This is a genomic window from Variovorax rhizosphaerae (genome assembly GCF_037889975.1).
GTDB classification, from domain to species: Bacteria; Pseudomonadota; Gammaproteobacteria; order Burkholderiales; family Burkholderiaceae_C; genus Variovorax; species Variovorax rhizosphaerae.
Window position 1 is genome coordinate 210091 of the sequence record NZ_JBBKZT010000004.1, and the last position, 23290, is coordinate 233380.

The 23290-nt window shown below is 67.9% G+C and carries 21 protein-coding genes; 8 read left to right on the forward strand and 13 right to left on the reverse strand.

Annotated elements, in window-relative coordinates; genetic code table 11:
• Window positions 1–26 precede the first annotated feature (26 nt).
• A complete protein-coding gene (locus WKW82_RS10215) occupies window positions 27–1292 on the forward strand; it encodes a D-amino acid dehydrogenase (RefSeq protein ID WP_340342173.1) in 1266 nt (421 codons plus the stop codon).
• Entirely contained in the window at window positions 1289–1786 is a 498-nt protein-coding gene (locus WKW82_RS10220) for a hypothetical protein (protein WP_340342174.1), read from the forward strand. Before WKW82_RS10215 ends, WKW82_RS10220 begins: the two co-directional genes overlap by 4 nt.
• A 26-nt stretch (window positions 1787–1812) precedes the next feature.
• Here the strand turns inward: WKW82_RS10220 and WKW82_RS10225 are convergent, their stop codons facing one another.
• From WKW82_RS10225 to WKW82_RS10235, 3 genes are all read right to left on the reverse strand, one after another.
• Entirely contained in the window at window positions 1813–3141 is a 1329-nt protein-coding gene (locus WKW82_RS10225; RefSeq protein ID WP_340342175.1) for an energy transducer TonB, read from the reverse strand.
• A gap of 62 nt (window positions 3142–3203) precedes the next feature.
• Entirely contained in the window at window positions 3204–4214 is a 1011-nt protein-coding gene (locus WKW82_RS10230) for a J domain-containing protein (RefSeq protein WP_340342176.1), read from the reverse strand.
• Window positions 4215–4216: 2 nt separating this feature from the next.
• Complete coding sequence (locus WKW82_RS10235; protein ID WP_340342177.1) at window positions 4217–5929, reverse strand: molecular chaperone HscC; 1713 nt, start codon at window positions 5927–5929, stop codon at window positions 4217–4219.
• Window positions 5930–6168: 239 nt separating this feature from the next.
• Here WKW82_RS10235 and WKW82_RS10240 point away from each other — a divergent pair, with 239 nt between their 5' ends.
• Complete coding sequence (locus tag WKW82_RS10240) at window positions 6169–6888, forward strand: SIR2 family NAD-dependent protein deacylase (protein WP_340342178.1); 720 nt, start codon at window positions 6169–6171, stop codon at window positions 6886–6888.
• A complete protein-coding gene (locus WKW82_RS10245; protein WP_340342179.1) occupies window positions 6885–8858 on the forward strand; it encodes a site-specific recombinase in 1974 nt (657 codons plus the stop codon). Before WKW82_RS10240 ends, WKW82_RS10245 begins: the two co-directional genes overlap by 4 nt.
• A 202-nt stretch (window positions 8859–9060) precedes the next feature.
• On the opposite strand, the gene WKW82_RS10250 is transcribed toward WKW82_RS10245, so the two are convergent.
• Both WKW82_RS10250 and WKW82_RS10255 read right to left on the reverse strand, forming a co-directional pair.
• The gene (locus tag WKW82_RS10250; RefSeq protein ID WP_340342180.1) at window positions 9061–9273 is read right to left on the reverse strand and encodes a DUF3820 family protein; all 213 of its coding nucleotides are present in this window, start codon (window positions 9271–9273) and stop codon (window positions 9061–9063) included.
• A gap of 18 nt (window positions 9274–9291) precedes the next feature.
• Entirely contained in the window at window positions 9292–9663 is a 372-nt protein-coding gene (locus WKW82_RS10255; protein ID WP_340342181.1) for a translation initiation factor Sui1, read from the reverse strand.
• Between the two features lie 12 nt (window positions 9664–9675).
• Here WKW82_RS10255 and WKW82_RS10260 point away from each other — a divergent pair, with 12 nt between their 5' ends.
• Window positions 9676–10962: a DEAD/DEAH box helicase gene (locus WKW82_RS10260; protein WP_340342182.1), complete on the forward strand. Its 1287-nt coding sequence runs from the start codon at window positions 9676–9678 to the stop codon at window positions 10960–10962.
• Window positions 10959–11267: a hypothetical protein gene (locus WKW82_RS10265; protein WP_340342183.1), complete on the forward strand. Its 309-nt coding sequence runs from the start codon at window positions 10959–10961 to the stop codon at window positions 11265–11267. The genes WKW82_RS10260 and WKW82_RS10265 overlap by 4 nt, the downstream gene beginning before the upstream one ends.
• Window positions 11268–11550: 283 nt before the next feature.
• Here the strand turns inward: WKW82_RS10265 and WKW82_RS10270 are convergent, their stop codons facing one another.
• The 5 genes from WKW82_RS10270 to WKW82_RS10290 all read right to left on the reverse strand — a co-directional run bounded on the left by WKW82_RS10270 (window position 11551) and on the right by WKW82_RS10290 (window position 18789).
• The gene (locus tag WKW82_RS10270) at window positions 11551–13068 is read right to left on the reverse strand and encodes an AMP nucleosidase (RefSeq protein ID WP_340342184.1); all 1518 of its coding nucleotides are present in this window, start codon (window positions 13066–13068) and stop codon (window positions 11551–11553) included.
• Window positions 13069–13519: 451 nt separating this feature from the next.
• Complete coding sequence (gorA, locus tag WKW82_RS10275; protein WP_340342185.1) at window positions 13520–14890, reverse strand: glutathione-disulfide reductase; 1371 nt, start codon at window positions 14888–14890, stop codon at window positions 13520–13522.
• Window positions 14891–14944: 54 nt separating this feature from the next.
• A complete protein-coding gene (locus WKW82_RS10280) occupies window positions 14945–17005 on the reverse strand; it encodes a DUF6600 domain-containing protein (protein ID WP_340342186.1) in 2061 nt (686 codons plus the stop codon).
• 161 nt (window positions 17006–17166) lie between these two features.
• Window positions 17167–18348, reverse strand: a complete 1182-nt coding sequence (locus WKW82_RS10285) for an extracellular catalytic domain type 1 short-chain-length polyhydroxyalkanoate depolymerase (RefSeq protein ID WP_340342187.1) — start codon at window positions 18346–18348, stop codon at window positions 17167–17169.
• Between the two features lie 12 nt (window positions 18349–18360).
• On the reverse strand, window positions 18361–18789 hold the full coding sequence (locus tag WKW82_RS10290; protein ID WP_340342188.1) for a CopG family transcriptional regulator: 429 nt from the start codon (window positions 18787–18789) through the stop codon (window positions 18361–18363).
• Between the two features lie 97 nt (window positions 18790–18886).
• On the opposite strand from WKW82_RS10290, the gene WKW82_RS10295 reads away from it, so the two are divergent.
• Window positions 18887–19339: a rhodanese-like domain-containing protein gene (locus WKW82_RS10295; protein ID WP_340342189.1), complete on the forward strand. Its 453-nt coding sequence runs from the start codon at window positions 18887–18889 to the stop codon at window positions 19337–19339.
• Between the two features lie 187 nt (window positions 19340–19526).
• On the opposite strand, the gene WKW82_RS10300 is transcribed toward WKW82_RS10295, so the two are convergent.
• A complete protein-coding gene (locus tag WKW82_RS10300; RefSeq protein ID WP_340342190.1) occupies window positions 19527–20507 on the reverse strand; it encodes a zinc-binding dehydrogenase in 981 nt (326 codons plus the stop codon).
• A gap of 47 nt (window positions 20508–20554) precedes the next feature.
• Between WKW82_RS10300 and WKW82_RS10305 the strand changes: the two genes are divergently transcribed.
• Window positions 20555–21328, forward strand: a complete 774-nt coding sequence (locus WKW82_RS10305; RefSeq protein WP_340342191.1) for a type III pantothenate kinase — start codon at window positions 20555–20557, stop codon at window positions 21326–21328.
• A gap of 24 nt (window positions 21329–21352) precedes the next feature.
• Here WKW82_RS10305 and WKW82_RS10310 read toward each other — a convergent pair whose 3' ends face one another.
• Together WKW82_RS10310 and WKW82_RS10315 are read right to left on the reverse strand one after the other, a co-directional pair.
• Window positions 21353–21907 (reverse strand): exonuclease, encoded by a 555-nt coding sequence (locus WKW82_RS10310; protein WP_340342192.1) that lies wholly within the window; start codon window positions 21905–21907, stop codon window positions 21353–21355.
• 116 nt (window positions 21908–22023) lie between these two features.
• Window positions 22024–23262, reverse strand: coding sequence for a DUF445 domain-containing protein (locus WKW82_RS10315; protein WP_340342193.1), 1239 nt, complete (start codon window positions 23260–23262; stop codon window positions 22024–22026).
• Window positions 23263–23290: the final 28 nt, after the last annotated feature.

Sequence of the window (23290 nt, forward strand, 5' to 3'; positions counted from 1 at the left end):
GCCCCGAGGCGCACCAAAGGACTCGAATGAAGGTTGTCGTACTCGGTAGCGGCGTCATTGGCGTGACCGCGGCCTACCAACTCGCACTCGCGGGGCATGAGGTGACGGTGATCGACCGCCAGCCCGCCGCCGCGCGGGAGACCAGCTACGGCAACGCGGGCGAAGTGTCGCCCGGCTATTCCGCGCCCTGGGCCGGACCCGGCGTGCCGCTCAAGGCGATCAAGTGGCTGCTGATGCATCACCGTCCGCTGGTGGTGCGCCCCCACCTCGACCTGGGCATGGTGCGCTGGGGCATGTCCATGCTGCGCAACTGCACGGCCGCGCGCTACGAGGTCAACAAGGGCCGCATGGTGCGGCTGGCCGAATACAGCCGCCAATGCCTGGAGGAACTGCGCGACCAGACCGGCATCCAGTACGACCAGCGCATGCAGGGCACGCTGCAACTGTTCCGCACGCAGGCGCAACTCGACCACACCGGCGCCGACATCGCCGTCCTCAAGCGCTACGGCGTGCGCTTCGAACTGCTCGACCGCGATGGCTGCATCCGGCAGGAGCCCGCGCTCCATGGCGTGCGCGACAAGTTCGCGGGCGGTCTGCTGCTACCCGGCGACGAGACCGGCGACTGCTTCAAGTTCACCCAGAGCCTGGCCGCGATGGCCGTGCAGCAGGGCGTGCAGTTCCGCTACGGCACGCGCATCGAGCGGCTCAAGCTCGCGGCGCAGCAGGTCGATGGCGTGGTCACCGATGCCGGCACCGTCAAGGGCGATGCCTACCTGGTCGCGCTGGGCAGCCATTCGCCCTTGTTGCTCGCACCGCTGGGCATCCGCATCCCGGTGTACCCGGTCAAGGGCTACTCGATCACCGTGCCGATCACGGACGCCGCCGGCGCACCCGAATCCACCGTCATGGACGAGACGCACAAGGTCGCCGTCACGCGCCTGGGCGACCGCATCCGCGTCGGCGGCACGGCCGAACTGGCGGGCTACACGCTCAAGCTGCACGAGGCGCGTCGCCACACCCTGGAGCACGTCGTGACCGATCTGTTCCCGCGCGGCGGCGATACGCAGCGCGCCGAGTTCTGGTGCGGCCTGCGCCCGATGACGCCCGACGGCACGCCCGTCATCGGCGGCACGCGCCGGCCCAACCTGTACCTGGCCACCGGCCACGGCACGCTGGGCTGGACCATGGCCGCCGGCACCGGGCGCGTGATGGCCGATGTGATTTCGGGGCGCAAGCCGGGCATCGACATGAAGGGACTGACCATCGACCGCTATGCAGGAGCCTATCGATGAGACGACGGGGGCCCCGGTGGCTGCTCGCCGCGCTGACGGTGGTGGCCGCCGCCTTGCTTGCGGCCTGTGCCAGCACGCCGCCGCAGTTGACGCCGGAGTTGGTGGCCCGCATCGGCTACCAGTCACTCGGCCCGGAGATGAAGCTGAGCGACCAGATGCTGACAGTGTGGGTGCCCGCGCCGGCCCCGCCTGCCGACGGCGTGCCGCCGCTGTCGCCCGAAGCCTTTGCCGCGCTCGTGGCCGCGTCGTCGCCCATGGTGTCGGACCTGGCCCTGGTGATGGCGCGCGGTGCGAACGAGCCGGTCAACCTCGCGGTCGGTGGACCTGACAGCGCACTGGCCGCGCAGATCCTGCTGCGCGCCTTCCGCGCCTTGCAGGTGCCAGTGCCTTACCTGCGCATCGCGTTCGTCGGTCGGCCGGTGGATGTGAGTGAGCTCGCCGCCACGGCGGCGATGAAGCGGGCCGCGCTGCGCTTCGAGATGGCGCCGATGTAGCCGGCCGCAGCTCGCGTCGTTGCGCGCTACTTCTTGTCCTGCGCGAAGTTGATCGGCACGATGAACCAGGCGTTCAGGGGCTCGCCATCGCGGCCCCTCGCAGGAACAAAGCTGGCGCCGCGCACGCCGTCGAGCGCGGCACGATCCAGCCGCGCGTGGCCGGAACTCTGGTAAACCTCGATGTCGCCGGGGGTGCCGTCGCGGCGAACCATGACACGGATCAGCGCCTTGCCCGTTTCGCCGAGGCGCTGCGAGTCCTTTGGGTACACGACAGCCGGCGGCCGCTTGTATTGCGCGGGCGCGATGGCCGCGGCCACGGCCTGCGTGCCCGCCTTCAAGCCCCGTTCGCGCGCTACGTCCGCCGGGGTCCGGGACTTTGCCGGGCCTGCCGATGGCGCAGCGGCTGCATGCGTCTCGGCAGCCGGCGTGCTGGAGAGCGTGGCGGGCAGGGGCCTGTGAGGTCCCTTGGGTGCCGTCAAGAACAACAGGATGAACGCAACCGCCATCATGGCTAGCAAGATCAAACCGGGCATGCGATCCACCAGGCCCCGCAGCCCGCGCCGTGGTTCTTGCACGGGCGCCGGCGCGGGCCGCGCGGCAATCGCCTGCGACTCCCATTCCCGCCATTGCTGAATGTTCCTTGTGTTGGTGATCACATGGACCAGGTGGGGGTACGCACGTGCCATGTGCTCGACGAACTGCATGTGCGTCATCAGGAACGGCGCCTCGGGCCGCGCATTTCCCCGCAGCAGGCGCATCACCTTGTCCAGCGACAGGCGCGGGTCGGGCGCTTGCTGCTCGTACAGTTCCAGCTCGGTGATCACGCTGTCGACGATCTGACCCGCGCGGCCGAAGCCCTGCAGCCGCGAATGCTCCACGTGCCAGCGGAAGATCCCGATCGCGGCGGGCACCAGGAACTCATGCCCCGGCTGCCAGCCTTCCGCAATCAGCACCGCGATGCCGCCCTCGAACATCCAGCGTGCGTCCAGTTCCAGCAAGCGGGGGTCGTCCAGTGCGGCATGCAGGCGGTCCTCCGCCATCCGCAGGTTGACGACGGGCTTCGCGATCATGGATTGCGACAATGCCCGCAGCAGTTCCTGCGCCGTGGCCGACGGGTCGGTGGGGGCCGCCTCCTGCGCCTCGACCGGCGGCGCCGCAGCAGCCTCCTCGCGCGGGCTGCGGACCCAGTTCAACGCCGCTTCATAGGCAGCACGCAGGGCCTGGAAGCCATGCGGGTCGGTCTCCGGGTCGATCTGCTTGAGGCGTTGCGCATAGGAGCGGCGCACGTCGCGTTCCTGCGCGCCCGGCGACAGTTCGAGTGCGGCAAGACATGACGGAAGCGCTTCGCCGCTCATTCAGCAGGCTTCGCGCTGCGCACTGCGAACGCATTCGGGCGGGAGAGCGGCGCTCATCGTGCCTACTTCCGCACGTCGCCGTGCGATGCGGCCGGCAAGCCCAGCGTGCCTTCCACGATCCGGCCCGGCGCATGGTCCTGTTCGGTTGCGGACAAGCCGGTGCCGTGCGGCATCGTCTCGCCTTCGGACAGCCATGCCCATCCGAGCACGCCCAGCACAACCAGCACCAGCAGCAATTTCACCAAGATACCCAACGCTTTACCGAACTTGCGTAAGGCGTTCGAGCGCGACTGGCGCGACGCCACGACGCCGTCCTCCTGCCACTGCGCGAGGCTCGCGGTGTTGGTCACGACACGCAGCCAGTTCGGATAGCTCGCGATCACCTGCCGCATGTACTCCGTGCTGTACCTCGACTCGCCGTGGGTCGGCGGAGTCTCCCGGCGCAGGTCGCGGATCACGTCGCGTTGCTCCTCGCGCCGCGCGGCCGGCTGGGTCTGGTGGATCTCGAGTTCGCCGATGGCCTTGTCGATGATGGCGCCAGCGTGACCGTAGGCCTTCAGGCGCGGCCGGTCGGTGCGCCATTCGAAGCAGAGGATGGCGGGTCCGAACAGGTGCTGGTGGCCCGGCCGCCAGCCGTCCGCCAGCAGGTTGGCAATGCCGCCTTCGAAGGTGAAGCGCGCATCCAGATCCTGCAACTGCGGATCGTCGAGCGTGGCGCGCAGGCGCAGGCGCGCGTCCTCGGTGTCCCGTGGCGGCTGTCCGCTCATGGACTGCTTGAATTCCTCCAGCATGGCGCGCGCGGTGGCCTGCGTATCGGCATGCTGCAACTGCCGGATGCCTTCAGGGGTGGCCGGTTCCGCCTGCATCGCCGGCTTCGCGTCCTCGGCCACCCAATGCAACGCGAACTCGTAGGCCTCGCGCAGTTCCTGGAAGGCCTGGGGCTGCGCAGCGGGCTCGATCTGCTTGAGCTGCCGTGCATAGGCGCCGCGGATCTCGCGCGCACTGGCGTCGTTCTCCAGGCCCAGGACCTGGAGGAAGGCGGGTGTTTCGTCCTCTGTGCGTCTGGCTGCCACGATCAGTCCGCGTCCATGATGTACCCATCGCGCTCGATGCGGTTCAGGTGGTCTTCAAGCTGCCTTTGCATCGACGCGATGGCGCGCTGCTGCTGGCCGGCCAGGGCTTGCTCGAAGGTCGTGATCTGCGTGCCCAGCCATTCGCGCACCTCGCCGCGAAGCTGCTGGTAGACACGCTCGGCGCGCGCCATCAGCGTGCGGTTCTCGAGGGTGTCGCGCGGGTGGATCTTCAACTCCGCCAAGGAGCGCAGGCGCTGGGCGATCTCCTGGTCGGTGAGCAGCCCGGGGTTGCCCTCGATCACCAGGCTCGATGTCTTCTGCGTCTTGCGCAACGTGGCCTCCACTTGCAGCAGCCCGTTCACGTCATAGGTGAAGCGCACCTCGACGCCGGCATCATCGGTCGCTCCGCGCGGCATCTCGACGCGCAGGCGGCCCAGGTGCACGTTGTCCTTCACCATGCGGGCCTCGCCCTGGAAGATGTTCAGGTCGACGAACTGCTGGCCATGCGTCATGGGCAGGTAGGTTTTCACGCGGCTCACCGGCACCGGCGTGTTGCGCTCGATGATCGGGTCGAAATGGCCGTGCGCGGCGATGGTCTCTGACAGGCGCCGGCTGATCTCGACACCGAGGGAATAGGGCGACACATCGGTCATCACCACTTCCTTCAGCGCCTCGTCCCTGGCCTTCAGGCCGGCCTGCACGGCGGCGCCCAAAGCCACCACCTCGTCGGGGTTGAAGTCGATGGCGGGGAAGCGGCCGAACATGGTCGTGACCAGCCGACGGATCATCGGCATGCGTGTCGCGCCGCCAGCCAGCACCACGTTGTCGAGCTGGCCGCCGCGCAGATTGGCATCGCGCAGCGCGCGCTCCACCGGCGTGCGCAGGCGCTTCAGCAGCAGTGCGCAAGCCTGCTCCAGCATGGGCTCGTCCAGCGCCAACGAGATCGTTTCCTCGTTCACCCGCGCCGACATCGACGTGCGCGGCTGGCTGCTGAGTTCGCGCTTGGCCGCCTCGGCCTGCGCGACCATCCGCTGCATGAACAGCGCGTCCTTGCGCAGCGTGGCCGGCAACGACTTGCGTTCGAAGAACAGGTCGACCAGGCAGTGCACGAAGTCCTCGCCGCCGAGGAAGTTGTCGCCGGCCGAGGCACGCACTTCCATCACGCCCTCGAACAGTTCGAGGATCGACACGTCGAAGGTGCCGCCGCCCAGGTCGAACACCAGGAAGCGCGTCTCCGTACCCATGCGATGCATGCCGTAGGCCAGCGCCGCGGCGGTGGGTTCGTTGAGCAGGCGGTCGACACGCAGGCCCGCGAGTTGCCCGGCGGCCCGCGTGGCCTTGCGCTGCGCATCGGAGAAGTAGGCCGGCACGGTGATGACGGCCTCGGTCACGGGCTCGCCGAGCATGGCTTCGGCGTCGGCCTTGAGTGACTTGAGGACCAGCGCCGACAACTCCTCGGGACGGAAGTCGCGCTGGCCCAGGCGCAGGGTCTTGTCGCTGCCCATGTAGCGCTTGAAGACGGCGGCAGTGCGGTCGGGATGGGTCTGCAGCCGTTCGCGGGCGGCACGGCCGACGAGCACGGTGCCGTCCTCGTCGATGCTGATGCACGACGGCGTCAGCAACTCGCCAAGACTGTTCGGGATCAGGACGGACTGGCCATCGCGCCACGCAGCCACGAGGCTGTTGGTTGTACCCAGGTCAATACCGACAATCATCCATCCGTCCCCACGTGCGCGTCATGGCAGCGATCGTAGGTGCTGGCAACGAATTTCGTACCTAGCTGAAAGTGCGAAAGTAAGCGCAAACGTGTCATTTGCCGGGGACCGGACGCTCGAAGAAAGGTATCCCATGCCTGCCTTGCGGCAACACGCGGCGCGTGGCGGGCGCTTGCTTGCTGGCGGGCCAACACTCCCGATATGCTCGACCTCCGACAACAACCGAAGCGTGCGCAAACATGGCCAGCCTCAACCCTTGCAAGATTGTCATCTTCTCAGGCGCCGGGGTGAGTGCCGAGAGCGGACTGCCCACCTTCCGTGACTCGGCTGGACTCTGGCGGCAATACGCTTGGGTGGAAGTGGCCAGTCCCGAGGGCTGGCGCAAGCATCCCGAGGTGGTCCAGGCCTTCTACAACGAGCGCCGCCAGAAAGCCGCCGAAGCGCAGCCCAACGCGGCGCACCGGGCCATTGCCGAACTGGAGAAAAGCTTCGACGTCGTCGTCGTGACGCAGAACGTGGACGACCTGCACGAACGCGCCGGTTCCACGCAGGTGGTGCATGTGCATGGCGAGCTGGCCTTTGCCCGGGGCGAGCACAGCGGCCTGCGCCAGCACGTCGGGGCCGAGCCGATCCAGATGGGCCAACGCTGCGCCCGGGGCAGCCAACTGCGTCCGGACATCGTCTGGTTCGGTGAATCCGTGCAGCATCTGGAGGAATCGAGGGCGCACTTTGCCGAGGCCGGCCGCGTGCTGGTGGTGGGCACCTCGCTGTCGGTCTTCCCGGCTGCGTCGCTGGTGCATGCCGCGTCGGCCGAGGCCGACAAGGTGGTCGTGGCGCCTGAATTGGACAGTCCCCCGCAGGGCTTTGACTGGCTGCGCGGGAAGGCCACCGAATGTGTGCCGCCCTTGGTGGTCCGCTGGCTGCACGAGGTTCGCGCATCGCAGGGGCGGGCGGCATGAACCGGCCCGCAACTGCCAACGACCTCGACACGCTCCTTCACAGGCTGGACCCGCAGGCCAGCCTGGCCCAGCGTCACATCTGGCTGATCGACATGCTCGCCTGGATACGCGGTGACGCCTCGTCGCCCCAGGCCGCCGTGGAACGGGTGCAACAGCTCTTCGACGCCGTGGAGGCGCGGCCCGAGGTCTACGAGCGCCTGCGCGCGTGGTGGCGCACGTTCGGCCGCACGGTCGACCTGACCGCGCTGCTGGCCGAGCACGGCGTTCCGGTGCGTGGCGCATTCCTGGGCGAACTCAATGAGCGCTGGCGTCGCAAGATCCTGCCGGGCACGCCGGAGACCACCGACGCCTCCGAACTCATGCGCCTGGTGATGCCCAAGGATTCGGACGCCGCCTGGATCCAGCAACTCGACATCCACCTGCTGAAGCGCATCGGCAAGCTGACGCCGACGGAACTGATCGACGGCCTGCCGCGCTGGCAGCACGACATCCTGGACGCCATCACCTTCTGCGCCAGCCAGGTGGTGGCGACCGGCTTTTCAGCCGAACTGCGGAATGGCATGGACGAGACGGGGCGCGAGAGCGAACCCTTTCACCACCTCATGCCCGACCTGGACGCATTGCGCGAGGAAGTCGTCCGAGAGCCGCGCAACCCGGAGGCGCTGCAAGCGGCATTCGTGGCGTTTCGAGATCGGCTCGACGGCTGCCGTGCCGCTGCCATGTCGGTGTACACGCACCTCGACGAAAACGGCGTCTCGGTGGGGTTGGTGTTCAAGCTGCGGCAACTGCGCGCGCGCCTCGTGCGCATTCGGGACCTGCTCGACTGCCTGCTGTCGGAGCAGCATCAACGCACCGTGGCGCAACTGGTGGCGCGGCTGGTGATGGCCGGCGGCGAGCGCAACAGCATCCGCCAGTTGATCTCCGACAACTCCTCGCTGCTGGCCGCGAAGCTCGCGGAGCGCAATGCCGAAGTCGGCGAGCACTACATCACGCGCGACCGGTCCGAATACCGCGGCATGCTGCTGTCGGCCGCGGGTGGGGGCTTCATCACCGGCTTCACGGTGCTGCTCAAGTTCGGCTGGCTGGCCTTGGGCCTGACCGCGTTCTGGACCGGCTTCGGCGTGGGCGTGCTCTATGCGTTGAGCTTCATCGTCATCCAGTTCACGCACGCGACCCTGGCCACCAAGCAGCCCGCGATGACGGCGCCAGCCATGGCCGCCAAGCTCAAGGACCTGGAATCCGCGGGCGCGATCGAGTCCTTCGTGGACGAGGTGGCCAACCTCGTGCGCTCGCAGGTCGCCGCCGTGCTGGGCAATGTGTTGCTGGTCGCGCCGACCGCGCTGCTGTTGTACATGCTGCTCGACCGGGTCTTCGGCATCCAGGCGATCGACGAGCATCATGCCCACGAGACGCTGGATTCACTGGGCCTCTTCGGGACGCTGGTGCCGATGGCCGCGGCCACCGGGGTGGTGCTGTTCGCGAGCAGCCTGATCGCCGGATGGGCTGAGAACTACTTCGTGCTGCATCGCCTCGACTCGGCCATTCGCTATAACCCGCGCATCACCGCCAGGCTCGGTGCGGCACGGGCGCAGCGGTGGGCGAGCTTCTTGCGCACCCATATTTCGGGCCTGGCCGCGAACATCTCGCTCGGGATGATGATGGGCCTGGTGCCGGTCTTCTTCGACTTCTTCGGCGTGCCACTCCAGACGCCGCACGTCACGCTGTCCACCGGGCAGATCGCCGTGGCGGCGGAGGCGTTGGGGGCCGGGATACTGACGTCGTCGCTGCTGTGGTGGAGCGTGGCCTCGATCCCGGTGCTCGGCCTGCTGAACGTCGGTGTCAGCTTCTATTGCGCCTTCAGGCTGGCACTGCGGGCCCACAACGTGAGTGGCGTCGACCGGGCGCGCATCCGGGCTGCGATACGCGCGCGGTTGCGCAAGCGGCCGATGAGCTTCCTGTTGCCGCGATAAGCCAGCCCTTGAATCCGCCTTGGGCGGCGGGGGGAGGGGCGCCATGGGGAGCGGCTGCTCTTGCGGGCCGTCCAAGCCTGCGCAAGGAAGGCTTGGAGCCGCGGCCCTCGGCCCCTCAAGCGGGCGCACTCAGCGGCCTGGCGAAGCCGGTTCCGCGAGTACCCCCGAACAGAGACTGTGAGGTCGTGAAGGAAACGACGGGCTATCGTCTTCGCAGCGGCGCCAGCAGACCCTTCAACCCGTTGTGGTCGATCTCGTGCATCAACTGCAGCAAGCGGCCGATCTCGCCCTTGGGAAAGCCTTCGCGCGCGAACCAGGTGAGGTAGTTGCCGGGCAGGTCGGCGATCAGCATGCCCTTGTGCTTGCCGAAGGGCATCGGCGTCGTCACGAGTTTCTCGAGGTCTTCGGGGACCATGTCAGTGGGGCCTCGAGTTCAGCCACCGGCGCGTTTCACGACCATGCCCTGCTTCTGCAGCGCAGCGATCACCGTGTCGCGATGGTCGCCCTGGATTTCGATCACGCCGTCCTTCGTCGTGCCGCCCGATCCGCAGGCCGACTTGAGCTGCTTGCCCAGCAGCGCGAGCGCCGCCGCGTCGAGCGCCACGCCCTTGATCACCGTCACGCCCTTGCCCTTGCGGCCCTTGGTGTCCAGCGACACACGCACAATGCCGTCTGTGACGGGAATTCCCGCCGCCTTCGATTTGCACGTGCAGGCCGCAACCGGTTGGCCGCACCCGGGGCAAACCCGGCCAGTCTCGGTGGAGTACACCAGGCGGCTGCCGCTGTCCGATTTGTTCATCGCCATTCATTGCCCTTCATGCCATTTCCATCACTCGGCCTCGCGCCCGCTCTTTCGCAAGCTGCCACCGACGCGGGCTACCTCGCGCCGACGCAGATCCAGGGCACCGCCATCCCGGCCATCCTGCGCGGGCAGGACGTCCTGGGCCTGGCGCAGACCGGCTCCGGCAAGACGGCCGCATTTTCGCTGCCCTTGCTGCAACGCTGGGCCGAAGCGCCCCGGCACCGATCGCGCCGCGCGGTGCACACGCTGGTGCTGGTGCCCACGCGCGAACTGGCGGCGCAGGTGGGCGAGACGCTGCGCATCCTGGGCCAGCATTTGCATGAACGCCCGAAGATCGCTGTCCTGTTTGGTGGCGTGTCGGTCAATCCACAGATGATGGGCTTGCGCGGGGGCGCCGACATCGTCGTGGCCACGCCGGGACGTCTCATCGACCTGCTCGATCACAACGCCTTGAAGATCGGCAACGTGTCCGCCCTGGTGCTCGACGAGGCCGATCGCCTGCTCGACCTCGGCTTCGCGGAAGAACTGCAACGCATCCTCGCGCTGTTGCCTGCGCAGCGACAGAACCTGTTCTTCTCCGCGACCTTCGTTCCCGCCGTCGAAGCGCTCGCCGCCCAATTGCTGAACGACCCGCTGCGCATCGAAGTCGAGGCCACCGAAGCGACCGTGCCCGACATCGCCCAGCGCGCCATCGAGGTCGACACCAGCCGCCGCACGCAACTGTTGCGTCACCTGGTCCAGCAACAGAAATGGACCCGCGTGCTCGCCTTCGTCGCCACCAAGCACGCCGCCGAGATCGTCGCCGACAAGCTGCGCAAGGCCGGCATCGAGGCCGAGCCCTTCCACGGCATGCTGAGCCAGGGCAAGCGCACCCAGGTCGTGGCCGACTTCAAGGCCAGCCGCGTGCAGGTGGTCGTCGCCACCGACCTCGCGGCACGCGGCATCGACATCGCGCAACTGCCCGTGGTCGTGAACTACGACCTGCCGCGCTCCGCCACCGACTACGTGCACCGCATCGGCCGCACTGGCCGTGCCGGCGAAAGCGGCCTGGCCGTGAGTTTCATCACCGCCGATGCCGAGCCGCACTTCCGCCTCATCGAGAAGCGCCAGGGCTTGAGCGTGCCGCGCGAGCGCGTCGAGGGATTCGAGCCGGTGGAGGTCGCTGTTGCCGCACCGGCAGCGAAGCCCCTGACCGCGCCTGGCGTCCAGTCGCCCAACGGCGGCATCAAGGGCAAGCGCCCGAGCAAGAAGGACAAGCTGCGTGAAGCCGCTGCCCGTGTGGCGACCGGCAACAAGCCATGAGCTTGCGCTGGCTCGATTTCGACTACAGCGAAGGCAGCGACGACACCGGCGTGTTCGACGCGATGGCGTCCGTCGAATTGAAGTACGCGGCGGATGTCGAGGCCGAGATCGCCACGGTCGTCGCCTGGGCCGAGGCAGCGTTCGCGGGCCGGCGTGCGCCGGTGGAAGAGAGCGGCGAGTGGGACTGCGATGTCGGCGTTATTGACGAACCGGGCGCGACACCGCGCCGTTGCTTCAGCCTCTCCATCACAGGCACCGCGACCTTTTGCGAAGCATTCCGCGAACGCTTCGATGTGCAAGGTTGATCCTGAAAACAGCGGTCGAGGGGGTTGCCCCTTCGACAAGTTCGATCACGTTGACCACCCCCAAGCCCGGCATGCGATGCCCCTCGGGTCGCCGCCTCTGTGCCGCCGAAGCGCGCAGCGTCTTGCGGATCAGGGCCATGTGTTGTCTGAGCCGAAGGCGAGTTTCACATGGACCCCGCAAGACGCGAGCACTGCAGGGGAGCCGCGAAGCGGCCGGCACAGTGAAGGCGACCCGAGGGGTATCGCGTGACGGGCGCTCTTCAAGACGAGCGCAATAGACGCGTTACTGAAACGCCACCTCCGCAAAACTCCGCAACTTCCGGCTGTGCAGCCGACTCGACCCTTCACTGCGCAGGATCTCGATCGCCGCCATGCCGATGCGCAGATGCTGCTCCACCCGCTCGCGATAGAAGTGGTTCGCCATCCCAGGCAACTTGATCTCCCCGTGCAGCGGCTTGTCACTCACGCACAGCAACGTCCCATAGGGCACCCGGAACCGAAACCCGTTCGCCGCGATCGTCGCGCTCTCCATGTCCAGCGCCACCGCGCGGCTCTGGCTGAAGCGCCGTTGCGGCCGGTTGTCCGGCAGCAGTTCCCAGTTGCGGTTGTCCGTGCTGGCGACAGTGCCCGTGCGCATGATCGTCTTGAGCTCCGGCCCATGGAAGCCCGTCACTTGGGCCACCGCCTTCTCCAGCGCCAACTGAATCTCCGACAACGCCGGAATCGGCACCCACAACGGCAATTCCTCGTCCAGCACATGGTCCTCGCGCACGTAGGCATGGGCCAGCACATAGTCGCCCAACTGCTGCGCATTGCGCAAGCCCGCGCAATGGCCCAGCATCATCCAGGCATGCGGCCGCAACACCGCGATGTGGTCGGTGATCGTTTTCGCATTGGCCGGCCCCACGCCGATGTTCACCATCGAGATGCCGCTGTCGTCCGAGCGCACCAGGTGGTAGGCCGGCATCTGCGGCAAGCGCGGCGGCGGCGTGCCCTGGGTGCCGTCGAGCAAGCGGGCGTACCCACCGGCCGCGTCCGGTTTCAGGCCGCGCCGGGGCGTGACCACGTTGCCTGGCTCGATGAAGGCGATGTACTCGCTGTTCTCGTCCATCATCGCCTCGTGCCCCAAGCGCACGAATTCGTCGATGTAGAACTGGTAGTTGGTGAACAGCACGAAGTTCTGGAACCACTCCGACGCCGTCCCCGTGTAGTGGCGAAGCCGGTGCAGCGAATAGTCCACCCGCGCACCCGTGAACAACGCCAGCGGCTGCGGCTCACCGGCCCGCGCCTCATGCGTGCCGTTGGCGATGCCGTCGTCCATCGCGCCCAGGTCGGGCAGGTCGAACACGTCGCGCATCAGGGCGCGGCGCTCGACGCTCATCGTGCCTTCGATGTGGTCGTTCTCGACGAACGAGAAATGGATCGGTATCGGCTGGCTGCTGGTGCCGATCTCCAGCTCGACCTGGTGGTTCTCCAGCAGCAGCCGGAACTGCTCCGTGTAGTAGCGCGCGAACAGGTCGGGCCGCGTCAGCGTCGTCTCGTACCGGCCCGGTCCGGCCACGAAGCCATAGCTCAGGCCGGCATTCTCCGGTGGCGTGTGGCGCGACACCGTGTGCGTGTGCACCCGCACGAACGGATAGCAGGCGCGCATGCGGCCCGGCAGCGATGCGCCGGCGACGAAGCGCTGCATCGCATCGCGCAGGTGTTCCAGGCCTTCGTCATAAATGGCGCGGACCCGGGCCAGCGCCTCGGTCGCGTCATTGAAGCGGGCGGGCGGGGTGAAGGGGGGCATGTAGGGCATGGCTCATTGTGCAATGTCGCCGGACCCGGCCGGAATATTCGGGAAGCGCTATTCCCATCGCGCGCATCGGTTCAGGAAGCCATGCTCAGGCCATCCGGCAACCGGGCAGTTGCACCGGGAAGCGGCTTGTCATATCAGTTTTCCATGACGCTAATCGCGTGACCCACGACGCATGAAACCAGTGCGAGCAATGCCTGTTCGTGGGCACCCGCGGAACCGGCTTTGCCGGGCCGCTGGGTGCGCCCCCTCGAGGGGGAGGCGCCGCAGGCGCTTCGGGGGTGGGCCTTCATTTCAGTTTTCCATGACGCTGGCGCGTCTTCCGCGACGCATGAAACCGGGGCGAGCACAACGCTGCCTGTTCGTGGGCACCCGCGGAACCGGCTTTGCCGGGCCGCTGGGTGCGCCCCCTCGAGGGGGAGCGCCGCAGGCGCAGTCGGGGGTGGCTTTCATTTCAGGGAGACGGTTCCCGCATCGTCACGAACTCCTCCGCTGCCGTCGGATGGATGCCGATGGTGCTGTCGAAGCAGGCCTTGGTGGCGCCCGCGCGCATCGCCACCGCAAAGCCCTGCACGATCTCGCCGGCATCGGCGCCGACCATGTGGATGCCCACCACGCGATCGGTCTTCTTCTCGACGATGAGCTTCATGAAGGTGCGTTCGCTGCTGCCTGACAGCGTGTGCCGCAGCGCCTTGAACTCGCTGTTGAAGATCGCGACCTCACCGAACTTCTGCCGCGCGCGGGCCTCGGTGTAGCCGCAGGTGCCGACGTTGGGGTGCGTGAATACGGCGGTGGGCGTGAACTCGTAGTCGACCTTGCGGCGCGGCTTCCTGGCCTGCTTCGGATCGGGGAACAGCTCATCGACCACCACCATGGCCTCGGCCAGCGCGACCGGTGTGAGCTGCAGGCGCGTCGACACATCCCCCAGCGCGAAGATCGACGGCACCGAGCTGCGGTATTGCGCATCGACCACGATGGCGCCCTTGTCGTCCAGCGCCACGCCCGTGTTCTCCAGCCCCAGGCCCAGCGTGTTGGCGACGCGGCCGGTGGCGCCCAACACCACGTCGGCCTGCAACTGCGCGCCGCGGTCCAGCATCAGGTCGAGCCCGTCCGCGCCGCGCGTGATCGAACTGATCTGCGCATTGAAGCGGATGTCGACGCCGGCCTTCTTCATCTCTGCCGCGAGGAAGGCCCGCGCATCCTCGTCGAACTCGCTGAGGATGTGCGTCCTGCGCTGCAGCAGCGTGACTTGCGCGCCGAGGCCGTTGAAGATCGACGCGAATTCGCAGGCGATGTAGCCGCCGCCGATCACGACCAGCCGCTTGGGGAAGGGTTCGAGGTCGAACATCGCATCCGACACCACCACGTGCTCGCGCCCGACGAACTGCGGCACGAAGGGCATGCCGCCGGTGGCGATGATGATGTTCTTCGCCGTATGGCGCTTGCCGTCGACCTCGACCGTGTGCGCGTCGACCAGCGTGGCCCAGTCCTGCAGCATCGTGACGCCAGGGCCGTCGAGCAGTGCGCGATAGGTGTTGTTGAGGCGCTGGATCTCGGCCGCGCGATGCTTCTTCAGCACCTGCCAGTCGAAGCTCGGCTGGCCCACGTTCCAGCCATAGCCGGGCGCCTCGTGGAACGCTTCCGCATAGCCTGCGGCGTAGCTGTAGAGCTTCTTGGGAATGCAGCCGACGTTGACGCAGGTGCCGCCGAGTTCGGCCACCTCGGCCAGCGCCACGCGGGCGCCACGGGCCGCTGACATGCGGGCGGCGCGCACGCCACCGCTGCCGCCGCCGATCACGAAGAGATCGAAGTCAAAAGTGCGCATCGGGTACCTCCGCTGCCGACTGTAGCCGGCAGCGGCGTCACCCGTTGCCTGGCTCTACGGGCCGTCGCCGTTGGAGTTGCCTTGCGGGAAGCGGCGCGGCCGGGACCCGTCCCGGATTTCACCGGGCAGGCCCTGCGGCGATCGATGCTGCTGTTGCGGAGCCGCCTGCGGTTGCTGCAACCGCTGCTGCAGCATCTGCTGGTTGCGCTGCTGCGCCTGCTGTTGTTGCAGCAAGGCTTGCGCCTGCTGCTGGGCCAGTGCCTGTTGCTGGGCGTGCATCTGTTGTTGCGCGAGGGCCTGCTGCTGGGCGATCGCTTGCTGATGCGCGAGGGCTTGCTGCTGCGCTTGCGCTTGCGCGGCGCGCTGTTGCATCTCCTGCTGCTGGCGCATGGCCTGCTGCTGCTGGATCTGTTGTTGCTGCTGCAGTTGCGCCTGGCGCATTTGCGCTTCCTGTTGCTGACGCAGCGCCTGCTGCTGTTGCTGCACCTGGAACTGCTGTTGTTGCACCGCCTGGTTCTGGTTCGCGCGCAGCTGCAATTCCTGTTGCTGGCGGACTGCCTGCTGCTGTTGCACCGCTTGCTGGTACTGCTGCAACTGCATTTGCTGCTGGGCCTGCATCTGTTGTTGTTGCAGTTGCGCCGGCGTCGGGCCCGCAAAGCCGCGCTGCGGCGGTTGGCCTTGCTGCTGGCGCTGGAACTCCTGCGGCTGGCGCCATTCCTGCGGCTGGCGCCATTCCTGTGGCGGCCGCTGGCCGAACTGCTGCCGATCCCGTTGCTGCCACTGCGGCGGTGGAATGGCCGCGGCCGGGCGACCGATGAACCCGGCCGGTGCGCTGCCGATGCCCGGTGCGAAGTGCGGCGGCGCCACGGCCGGCGCGTTGGCCACCGGCACGCCGGTGAAGGCGGCGTCGGGCATGCGGATGCGGTCGCGCCGGCCGATCGGGCCGCGCCCGAACACATCGCTCGGCACCATGGTCACGCCTTGCTGGCGCTGGTTGGCATAGAAGTCGCTGCGTTGCGGGGTCCGGTTGTAGAGCGCCATGCGATTGGCCTGCTCCACGTAGCGTTGGCTCGCGTGGTAGCCGGGTCGCCAGGCCTCGCCGGGCGCCAGCGGAAACCAGCCGATGCCATTGCGTCCGCCGCCGATGGGCACCTGCGCCGAACCGCCACGCCCGCCGCCGACAAAGCCGACCAGTGCCGGCGAATACACCGGCCGCGACTGCTGGCGACCCGGCACCCAGCCCCAGCGCGAACCCACCTGCGCCCAGCGCCCGTAGTGAAACGGCGCGAAGCCCCACGGTGCGTTGTCGACCCAGGTCCAGCCCCAGGGCGCGACGTTGACCCAGTTCCCATCGCTGTACGGCGCCCAGTCGGAGGCCACGTTGCGCGGATACCAGACCGGGCCGAAGTCGTTGTCGTTCTGCCAGTCGCCGAAGTTGTCGAGTTGCTGGTAGCCGACGGTTTCGCGCGACACATAGCGAGCTGAAATCGATGCGTCCTCGGCCCGGCTGCGGTCGGCGATCCAGCGCTCGAAGGCGTCGTCGAGCGGCAGCGGCGCAGTGCCGGTGTTGGCCAGGTTGCGGCCACTCACGAGGATCTGCTGGCGCGCCGACACGATCGTCGATTCGCCGTTCTCGCCGTAGGCCACGCCGGCGCCGCTGGCCACCATCACCTGGGTGAGGTCGCCTTGCGGATCGGCTTGCACGCGATAGTCGCCCGGTTGCTGGATCACGAAGGCGAGGTTCCCGGTGTCGATCTCGACCTTTTGCCCGCCCACGTCATCGCGCACGCGCAGCTGGGCGGTGCCTTGCTGGATGGTGATGCGGATCGCCTGGTCGTTGACTTCGGTGAACTCGATGGCGGTGTTGCCGTCCAGCCGCAGCGCCGCGGAGCCGACGAACAGTTCAGCGCGTGCGTTGCGGTCGGCCCAGAGGCGGTCGCCGGTGGTCAGCGGCCGGTTCGGGATGGCGTCGTACCAGGAGTCGTCGCCGGCTGGCGAGAAGCTGACGGTGCCTTGCTGCGCGTTCAGGCGGGCGACGCGGCCCGGCGGATCTTCCTGCGCCGTGGCTTGCAAACCTGTGCATGCCAGCGCAAAGGCCAGCAGCCATTGCGCCATTCGGGACGAGAAAAAAGTGCAAGAAAGAGTCATGAAGGGGACGCCGGTCAGGAGTGCGTCATGAATCAACGCGCCAGCATCGCATTCGGCTGGCCGCCGCCACGCAAAGAAATGTCAAGCTGTGACGGATTGGGTCCCCGGACGCAGGGCAAGGTTCCCGTTCAACGGCGCGGGTGCGCGAGAAAGAAACGCAGCATTTCGGCGCTGGCATCGACCCCGTTCGGGTCGGTGAAGCTGCCGCTGCGGCTGCCGCCGGCCCAAGCGTGGCCCGCGCCGTGGAGCTGCCAATGTTCGACGGCCGCGGTGGGATAGGTGGTCCGGGTGAACCGTTGGTTGCCTGCGGATTGGCCTTGCGTGACCTGCGGTGCGGCGCTGGTCCCATTGCGCGCGCCGCGCGCCGCGGCCACGATCGCGGCGCCGTTGCTTGCATGCACGGTGCTGTCGGCGTCGCCATGGAACACGATCACGGGCAGCGCCTTGCCGTCATGAGGCGACGCCGTCGCGGCCCGGCCGCCCATGGCGGCCAGCGCGGTCATCAGGTCGCTGGCGGCGCCCATCGGCAGGCCCGAGTGCACACCGACTGCCGCGAAGATGTCCGGGTAGGCCCGCCCGAGGATGTCCGCCATCGCGCCGCCGGCCGACAAGCCCGCAACGTAGACGCGCGCCGGGTCGATGGCATGGTCGGCCATCACGGTCTGCACCAGTGCGGCGAGCAAGGCGGGCTCGCCCCGGCCACGTTGCTGGTGCTGCGTCTTGAACCAGTTCCAGCAGCCCTGCGCGTTCTCCCGTTGCGTCTGCGCCGGGTAGATGACGGCGAATCCTTGTGCGCGCGCCAGATCGTTCATGCGCGTGCCGGCGGCGAAATCGGCCGGGTTCTGGGTGCAGCCGTGCAGCATCAGCACGAGTGGCATCGGCCTTGCCGCGGCGGCAGCCGTGCGGGGCGGCAGGTACAGCTTGTAGGCCAGCGTGCGCCCGCCGTGGGCGAAGCGGCCATCGGTCCATTGCTCGGGCTCGGGGACGTCGTGGACGATCACCGGCTCGTCGGTCTCGACAGGCTCGACGATCCCGGCCGGCTCGACAATCTCCACGGCTTCGACCACCTCGGCCGGTTGGGCGCGAGCGAACGCCGCTGGCGGATGGGGGTCGACGATCACGCGGACTTCAACCTCGATGACATCGCCGTCGGCCGCAGGTGCCGGTGGCCTTGGAGGGGCCTCGCCATTGGCAGGGCGCGCTTTGCCGATGTGCAGCGCGCGCTGGATCGCCGCAGTCGCGGCCTGCAGGTTTCCGCTGCGGGTGAGCCGCGTGGCCTCGTTCATCAGGCGTTGGAGTACGGGATTCATGGGGGTCCTTGTTCAATGGATTCGGCTGGCCAACGCGGCCTTCACGGCAGGACTCGCCTGCAGCGCACCGAGCACGGTGATGGATTGGATGGTGGCCAGCGCCAACTCGGCCGACACGTCGAACGCGATGCTCGCCAGGCCCAGCACGCGGATGTCGAGCATCTGCCCGGCCGAGCGCGCCGCCTCGAGTTCCGCCACGCCGAAGCTCTGCAGCCCCAGCACCAGCGTCTTGCGCGCCACGACCTGCTTCAGCGCGTCGCCATGGGTGGTGAGCTGGTTGCGGATGGCGGTGCGGATGAAATCGGTGCGATTCGAATAGAAGCCCTCGGCCACCAGCAGGTCGACCTGGCCGAGGTCGATGTAGCCGAGGTTGATCGTGATCTTTTCGGATTCGCCGGGCGGCTTGGCCCGGGGCTGCGTGGAGAGGCTGGAAGAAGGCATGAGCGCATCATACACCATCCATATGGATGGTGTATGGATGTCTGGCGGATGGTTTTTCTTCAAGTCACGATTTGCCGCCGAGTGGCAGAATTTGCGTATGACCACCCCCACCGCTACCGCCACAGCAAATTCCGCGCCCCTCGGCGCCGTCCAGCCCGCCGCGGGCTACGCGGGCGACATCAGCCCCATGCTCGCCGCCCAATGGGTGGCCAGCGGGGAGGCGGTGCTGGTGGACGTGCGCAGCGATGCCGAGCGCGAATGGGTCGGTTATGTCCCCGGCGGCGTGGGCCTGGCCTGGAAGCAGTGGCCGGGCATGGTGCCCAACGCGGATTTCGACGAGGGCCTGCGCGCTGCCGTGCCGCAGGGACTCAAGGCCGTCATGCTGTGCCGCAGCGGCGTGCGCTCCATCGCGGCAGCGAAGCGCGCGACCGAACTGGGCATCGAGGCGTACAACATTCTCGAAGGCTTCGAAGGCAACCCGGACGAGCACGGCCAGCGCGGCCACGTCGGCGGCTGGCGCTTCCGCGGGCTGCCGTGGAAGCAGAATTAACGCGTCCCTCCAGCCACCGATCCCTCGGGCGCTTCTTCAAGCCCCAGTCGAGGGCAGCCAGTGGCCGAAAAGGCTTCTTCGTGGCCCGGTTCTCAGCGACCGTTCGAGTGCGGCTTCCAGCCGCCTGCGGAGGATCACCGGCGGCAACACCTGTTCCGCGGTGCTGCTGACGGTTCGAATCGACCCGCTACGCCGCGGTCAAGACGATCTTCCCGGCACGTCCGGGCACATCGCTCGCGGCAGCGGCTTCGCCTGCGCGGGCAATGTCGAACGCGGCCTCCACCGGCAATTTCAGCGACCCGGTCGCCACGGCCTTCATCAACTCGCCGATCAGCCTCGCCAGTTCCGCGGGCGGCGTGCTCTCGCTGCGCTTGGCGCCCCAGAAGCCCTTGACCGTGGCTTGCTTGAAGATCAGGTTGTCGGCGCCGATGACCAGCGGCTTGCCCGACATCGCGCCGAAGGACACCAGCGTGCCGCCGACCGCCATGACGCCCGCGATCTGGTTGGCCGCATCGCCGCCGATCGAGTCGACTGCGCGCAGGATCGGCGCCTCCCCGGTGATCGCCTTGACGCGGTCTTGCCAACCCGCTTGCTCCGTAGAGACGGCGTTGGCAATGCCGAGCGCTTCGAGTTCGGCGATTCCCGCATCGCGCCGCACCAGGTTCACGACATGGATGCCGCGCGCCTTGGCCAGGCCCGCCACCGTCTTGCCGACCGCGCCGTTGGCGGTGTTCTGCACCATCCATTCGCCGGGCTTCAGCTGCAGGTCTTCGAGCAGCATTGCGGCGCTCAGCGGCATCGCGATGAGCTGGCAGGCCGCCTCGTCGGGCAGCGCGTCGGGCACCGGGATGAGCTTGGCGGCGGGCGCCAGGAAGTACTCGGCCCAGGTCGCGCTGGCGCCGGCCATCATCACGCGCTGGCCCTTGGCCGGCGCGCTGACGTCGTCTCCGAGCGCATCGACGATGCCGACGGCTTCCGTGCCTGGCGTGGCCGGCAGCGGCGGCTTGTAGCCGTACACGCCGCGCACGATCGCCAGGTCGTGGTTGTGGATCGGCGACATGCGCATTCGCACGCGAATCTGGCCGGGGCCGGGCTCGGGAAGGGGCCGCTCGCCCAGCGCGAGGACCTCCTTGGGGTCGCCAAACGATTCGATGATGACGGTACGCATGCTTTGTGTCCCTGTGTGAATCAAAGGCGCTCAGCATAATGCCGCGCATGACCTTTCTCGCCATTGACATCGGCAACACGCGCCTCAAGTGGGCCATGTACGATGCGCCGCGTCCCGGCGCCAACCTGCTGGGACATGGGGCCGAATTCCTGGATCACATCGAAACCCTGGCCGAAGGCGCCTGGGCCGAGTTGCCGCAACCCGGCTCGATGCTGGGTTGCGTGGTGGCCGGCGACCAGCTGCGACGCCGCGCCGAGGAGCAGATCCACGAGCGCTTCGACTGCGCCGCCCGCTGGGTGGTGTCGAGTTCGGCCGAGGCCGGCATCATCAACGGCTACGACCATCCGACGCGCCTGGGCGCCGACCGCTGGGTGGCGATGATCGGCGCGCGCCATCGCATGCTGGCCGAGGGGCCGGCGCGGCCGATGGTGGTGGTGCTGATCGGCACGGCCGTCACGGTGGAGGCCATCGATGCGAACGGCAAGTTCCTGGGCGGGCTGATCCTGCCGGGCCACGGGATCATGCTGAAGGCGCTGGAGTCGGGCACGGCGGGCCTGCACGTGCCGACGGGCGAGGTCACCGACTTTCCGACCAACACCAGCGATGCGCTCACCAGCGGCGGCACCTACGCGATCGCCGGGGCCGTGGAGCGCATGGTCGCGCATGTGCGCAGGCACTGCCGCGCGGAGCCGGTGCGCTACATGGCCGGCGGTGCCGGCTGGAAGATGGCGCCGTCGATGGTGTCGCCCTTCGAGCTGGTCGAGAGCCTGATCATGGATGGGCTGCTGGTGATTGCGCAGGAGCGGATGCTGGCGAATTGACGGCCGTTCGTACGAGCGTTCCGATCAACGGCCGCGGTTCTCCGCAAGCATGTTGCAGAAGAGCGCGCCTTGCTCGATGGCGTCGTCCAAGGCCACGTGGCTGTGCGGCAAGTCATCGAACCAGCGCTTGGGCATGTTGCGCTTCGTGCTGTCGCGGTAGTCCGTCTTGAGGACCGCCATGGCGAAGGTCTTCATGTCCAGCGCGGAATGGCTGAACGGGCTTTCGCCTGCGAAACGGATCAGGTACCAGTAGATGAACAGGAAGTCGAAGCCAGCCGGATAGGCCACGAAGACCGGCCGCCCCGGCAGCGACCTGATCCAGCCGACGTAGGCTTTCATGGCCTGTCCAGGCGATTGGAGGTTCGAGCGGCAGGCGGCCCAGGCTGCGGGTTGCGTGGCCCACCATTCGGCCGTCTTCGGGTGTGCGGTCGCGTCCGGAAGCGTCTCCAGATTGGCGCTGAAAGTCGATAGGAGTTGCTTGTCCGCCGTGTACGCGGCTGAGCCGAAGCTGAGCATCGAGTGCGGGCCCGGGATGTGGCCATCGGTTTCGACGTCGGTGCTGATGTAGATCTCATTCATCGGCGAATGATCCTCGAACATCGGCAGGGCCGGTCAGCCCATCAGCCGGTGCGCGGGCTTCTTGATGGCCGCCATCGTCATGGGCAAGTCCTTTCACGGAAAACCCCAGACCTGGGTCACCCGCCCAGCCAATGCGTCACCGCATGAATGAGCAGCCCCACCAGCCCGCCGACCAGCGTGCCGTTGACACGGATGAACTGCAGGTCGCGGCCGATGTGCTGCTCCAGTTCGTCGGTCATCTCGTGGGCGTTCCACTGGCCGACGCGTTCGATGATGTAGAGGCGGATGTCCTCGCGGTAGCGCTCGATGGCCAGTGGTGCGGCGGCCTCGATCTGTTCGTTGATCCACTGCCGGATCTCCGTGTCGGCCTGGAGGCGCGTGCCGAGCGCCGAGGTCAATGCGGCAATGCGCTGGCCGATGATGGAGTCGGCACGGCCGAGGTCTTCGCGCAGCCAGCCCAGCAACTCATCCCACAGGCCCTGCAGGTAATCGCCGAGGGCGGGGTGCGCCATCAGCTCGGCGCGGATTTCCTCCCCGCGCTGCTGCAGCTCGGGGTCGTGCTGCAGTCGATCGATGAATTCGGCCATGGCGCTGTCGAAGCGCGCGCGCAGCGGGTGGTCCGGCTCGCCCGCGATCTCGGCCAGGCTCGTGGCGACGGCGGACACCACCTTCTTCGTGCCCATCCGCGCGGCCACCTGGTCCAGGCCGACGAAGCGCAGTGACTTGACCTCGCGCGCAATGGCCTCGGTGATCTGCGCCTGCGCAGTCTCGCCTTCCAGCAGTTCCGAAATCTGGGCCAGCGCGTCGTTCAGCAGGGCCTGGTGGCGGCCGCCGGCGGTCAGGGCTTCGAGGGCCTGCCCGGCGGCGCGGGAGATGTCGAGCTGCGCCAGGCCCGCCTTGGCGATGTTGCCGAGGAAGTCGCGCACCCGCGCATCGTCGAAGGCGGACAGCCCGTAGCGCGCGGCCAGCACTCCCCACTCGCCCAGCTTTTCCGCGCTGGCCGGCCGGGCCAGCCACTCGGCCAGTCGACCTGCGGGGTCGAACTCGCGCAGCTTGGCCAGCACCTGCTCGGTGCCGAGGAAGTTGTTGCAGATGAAGCCGGCGAGCTTGGCGCCGATGCGGTCCTTGTTGCTCGGGATGATGGCCGTGTGGGGGATGGGCAGGCCGAGCGGGTGGCGGAACAGCGCCACCACCGCGAACCAGTCGGCAATGGCGCCGACCATCGCCGCCTCCGAGAAAGCCGCGACATAACCCCACGCGCCCCACGCCGCGTCCGGGTAGCGCGCGCCCATCACGCTGGACAGCGCATAGAGCAGCGCGGCTGCGCACAACAAGGCCAGCGCGACGCGCTTCATGGCGTCGCGCAGGGACCGTCGCCCGGGG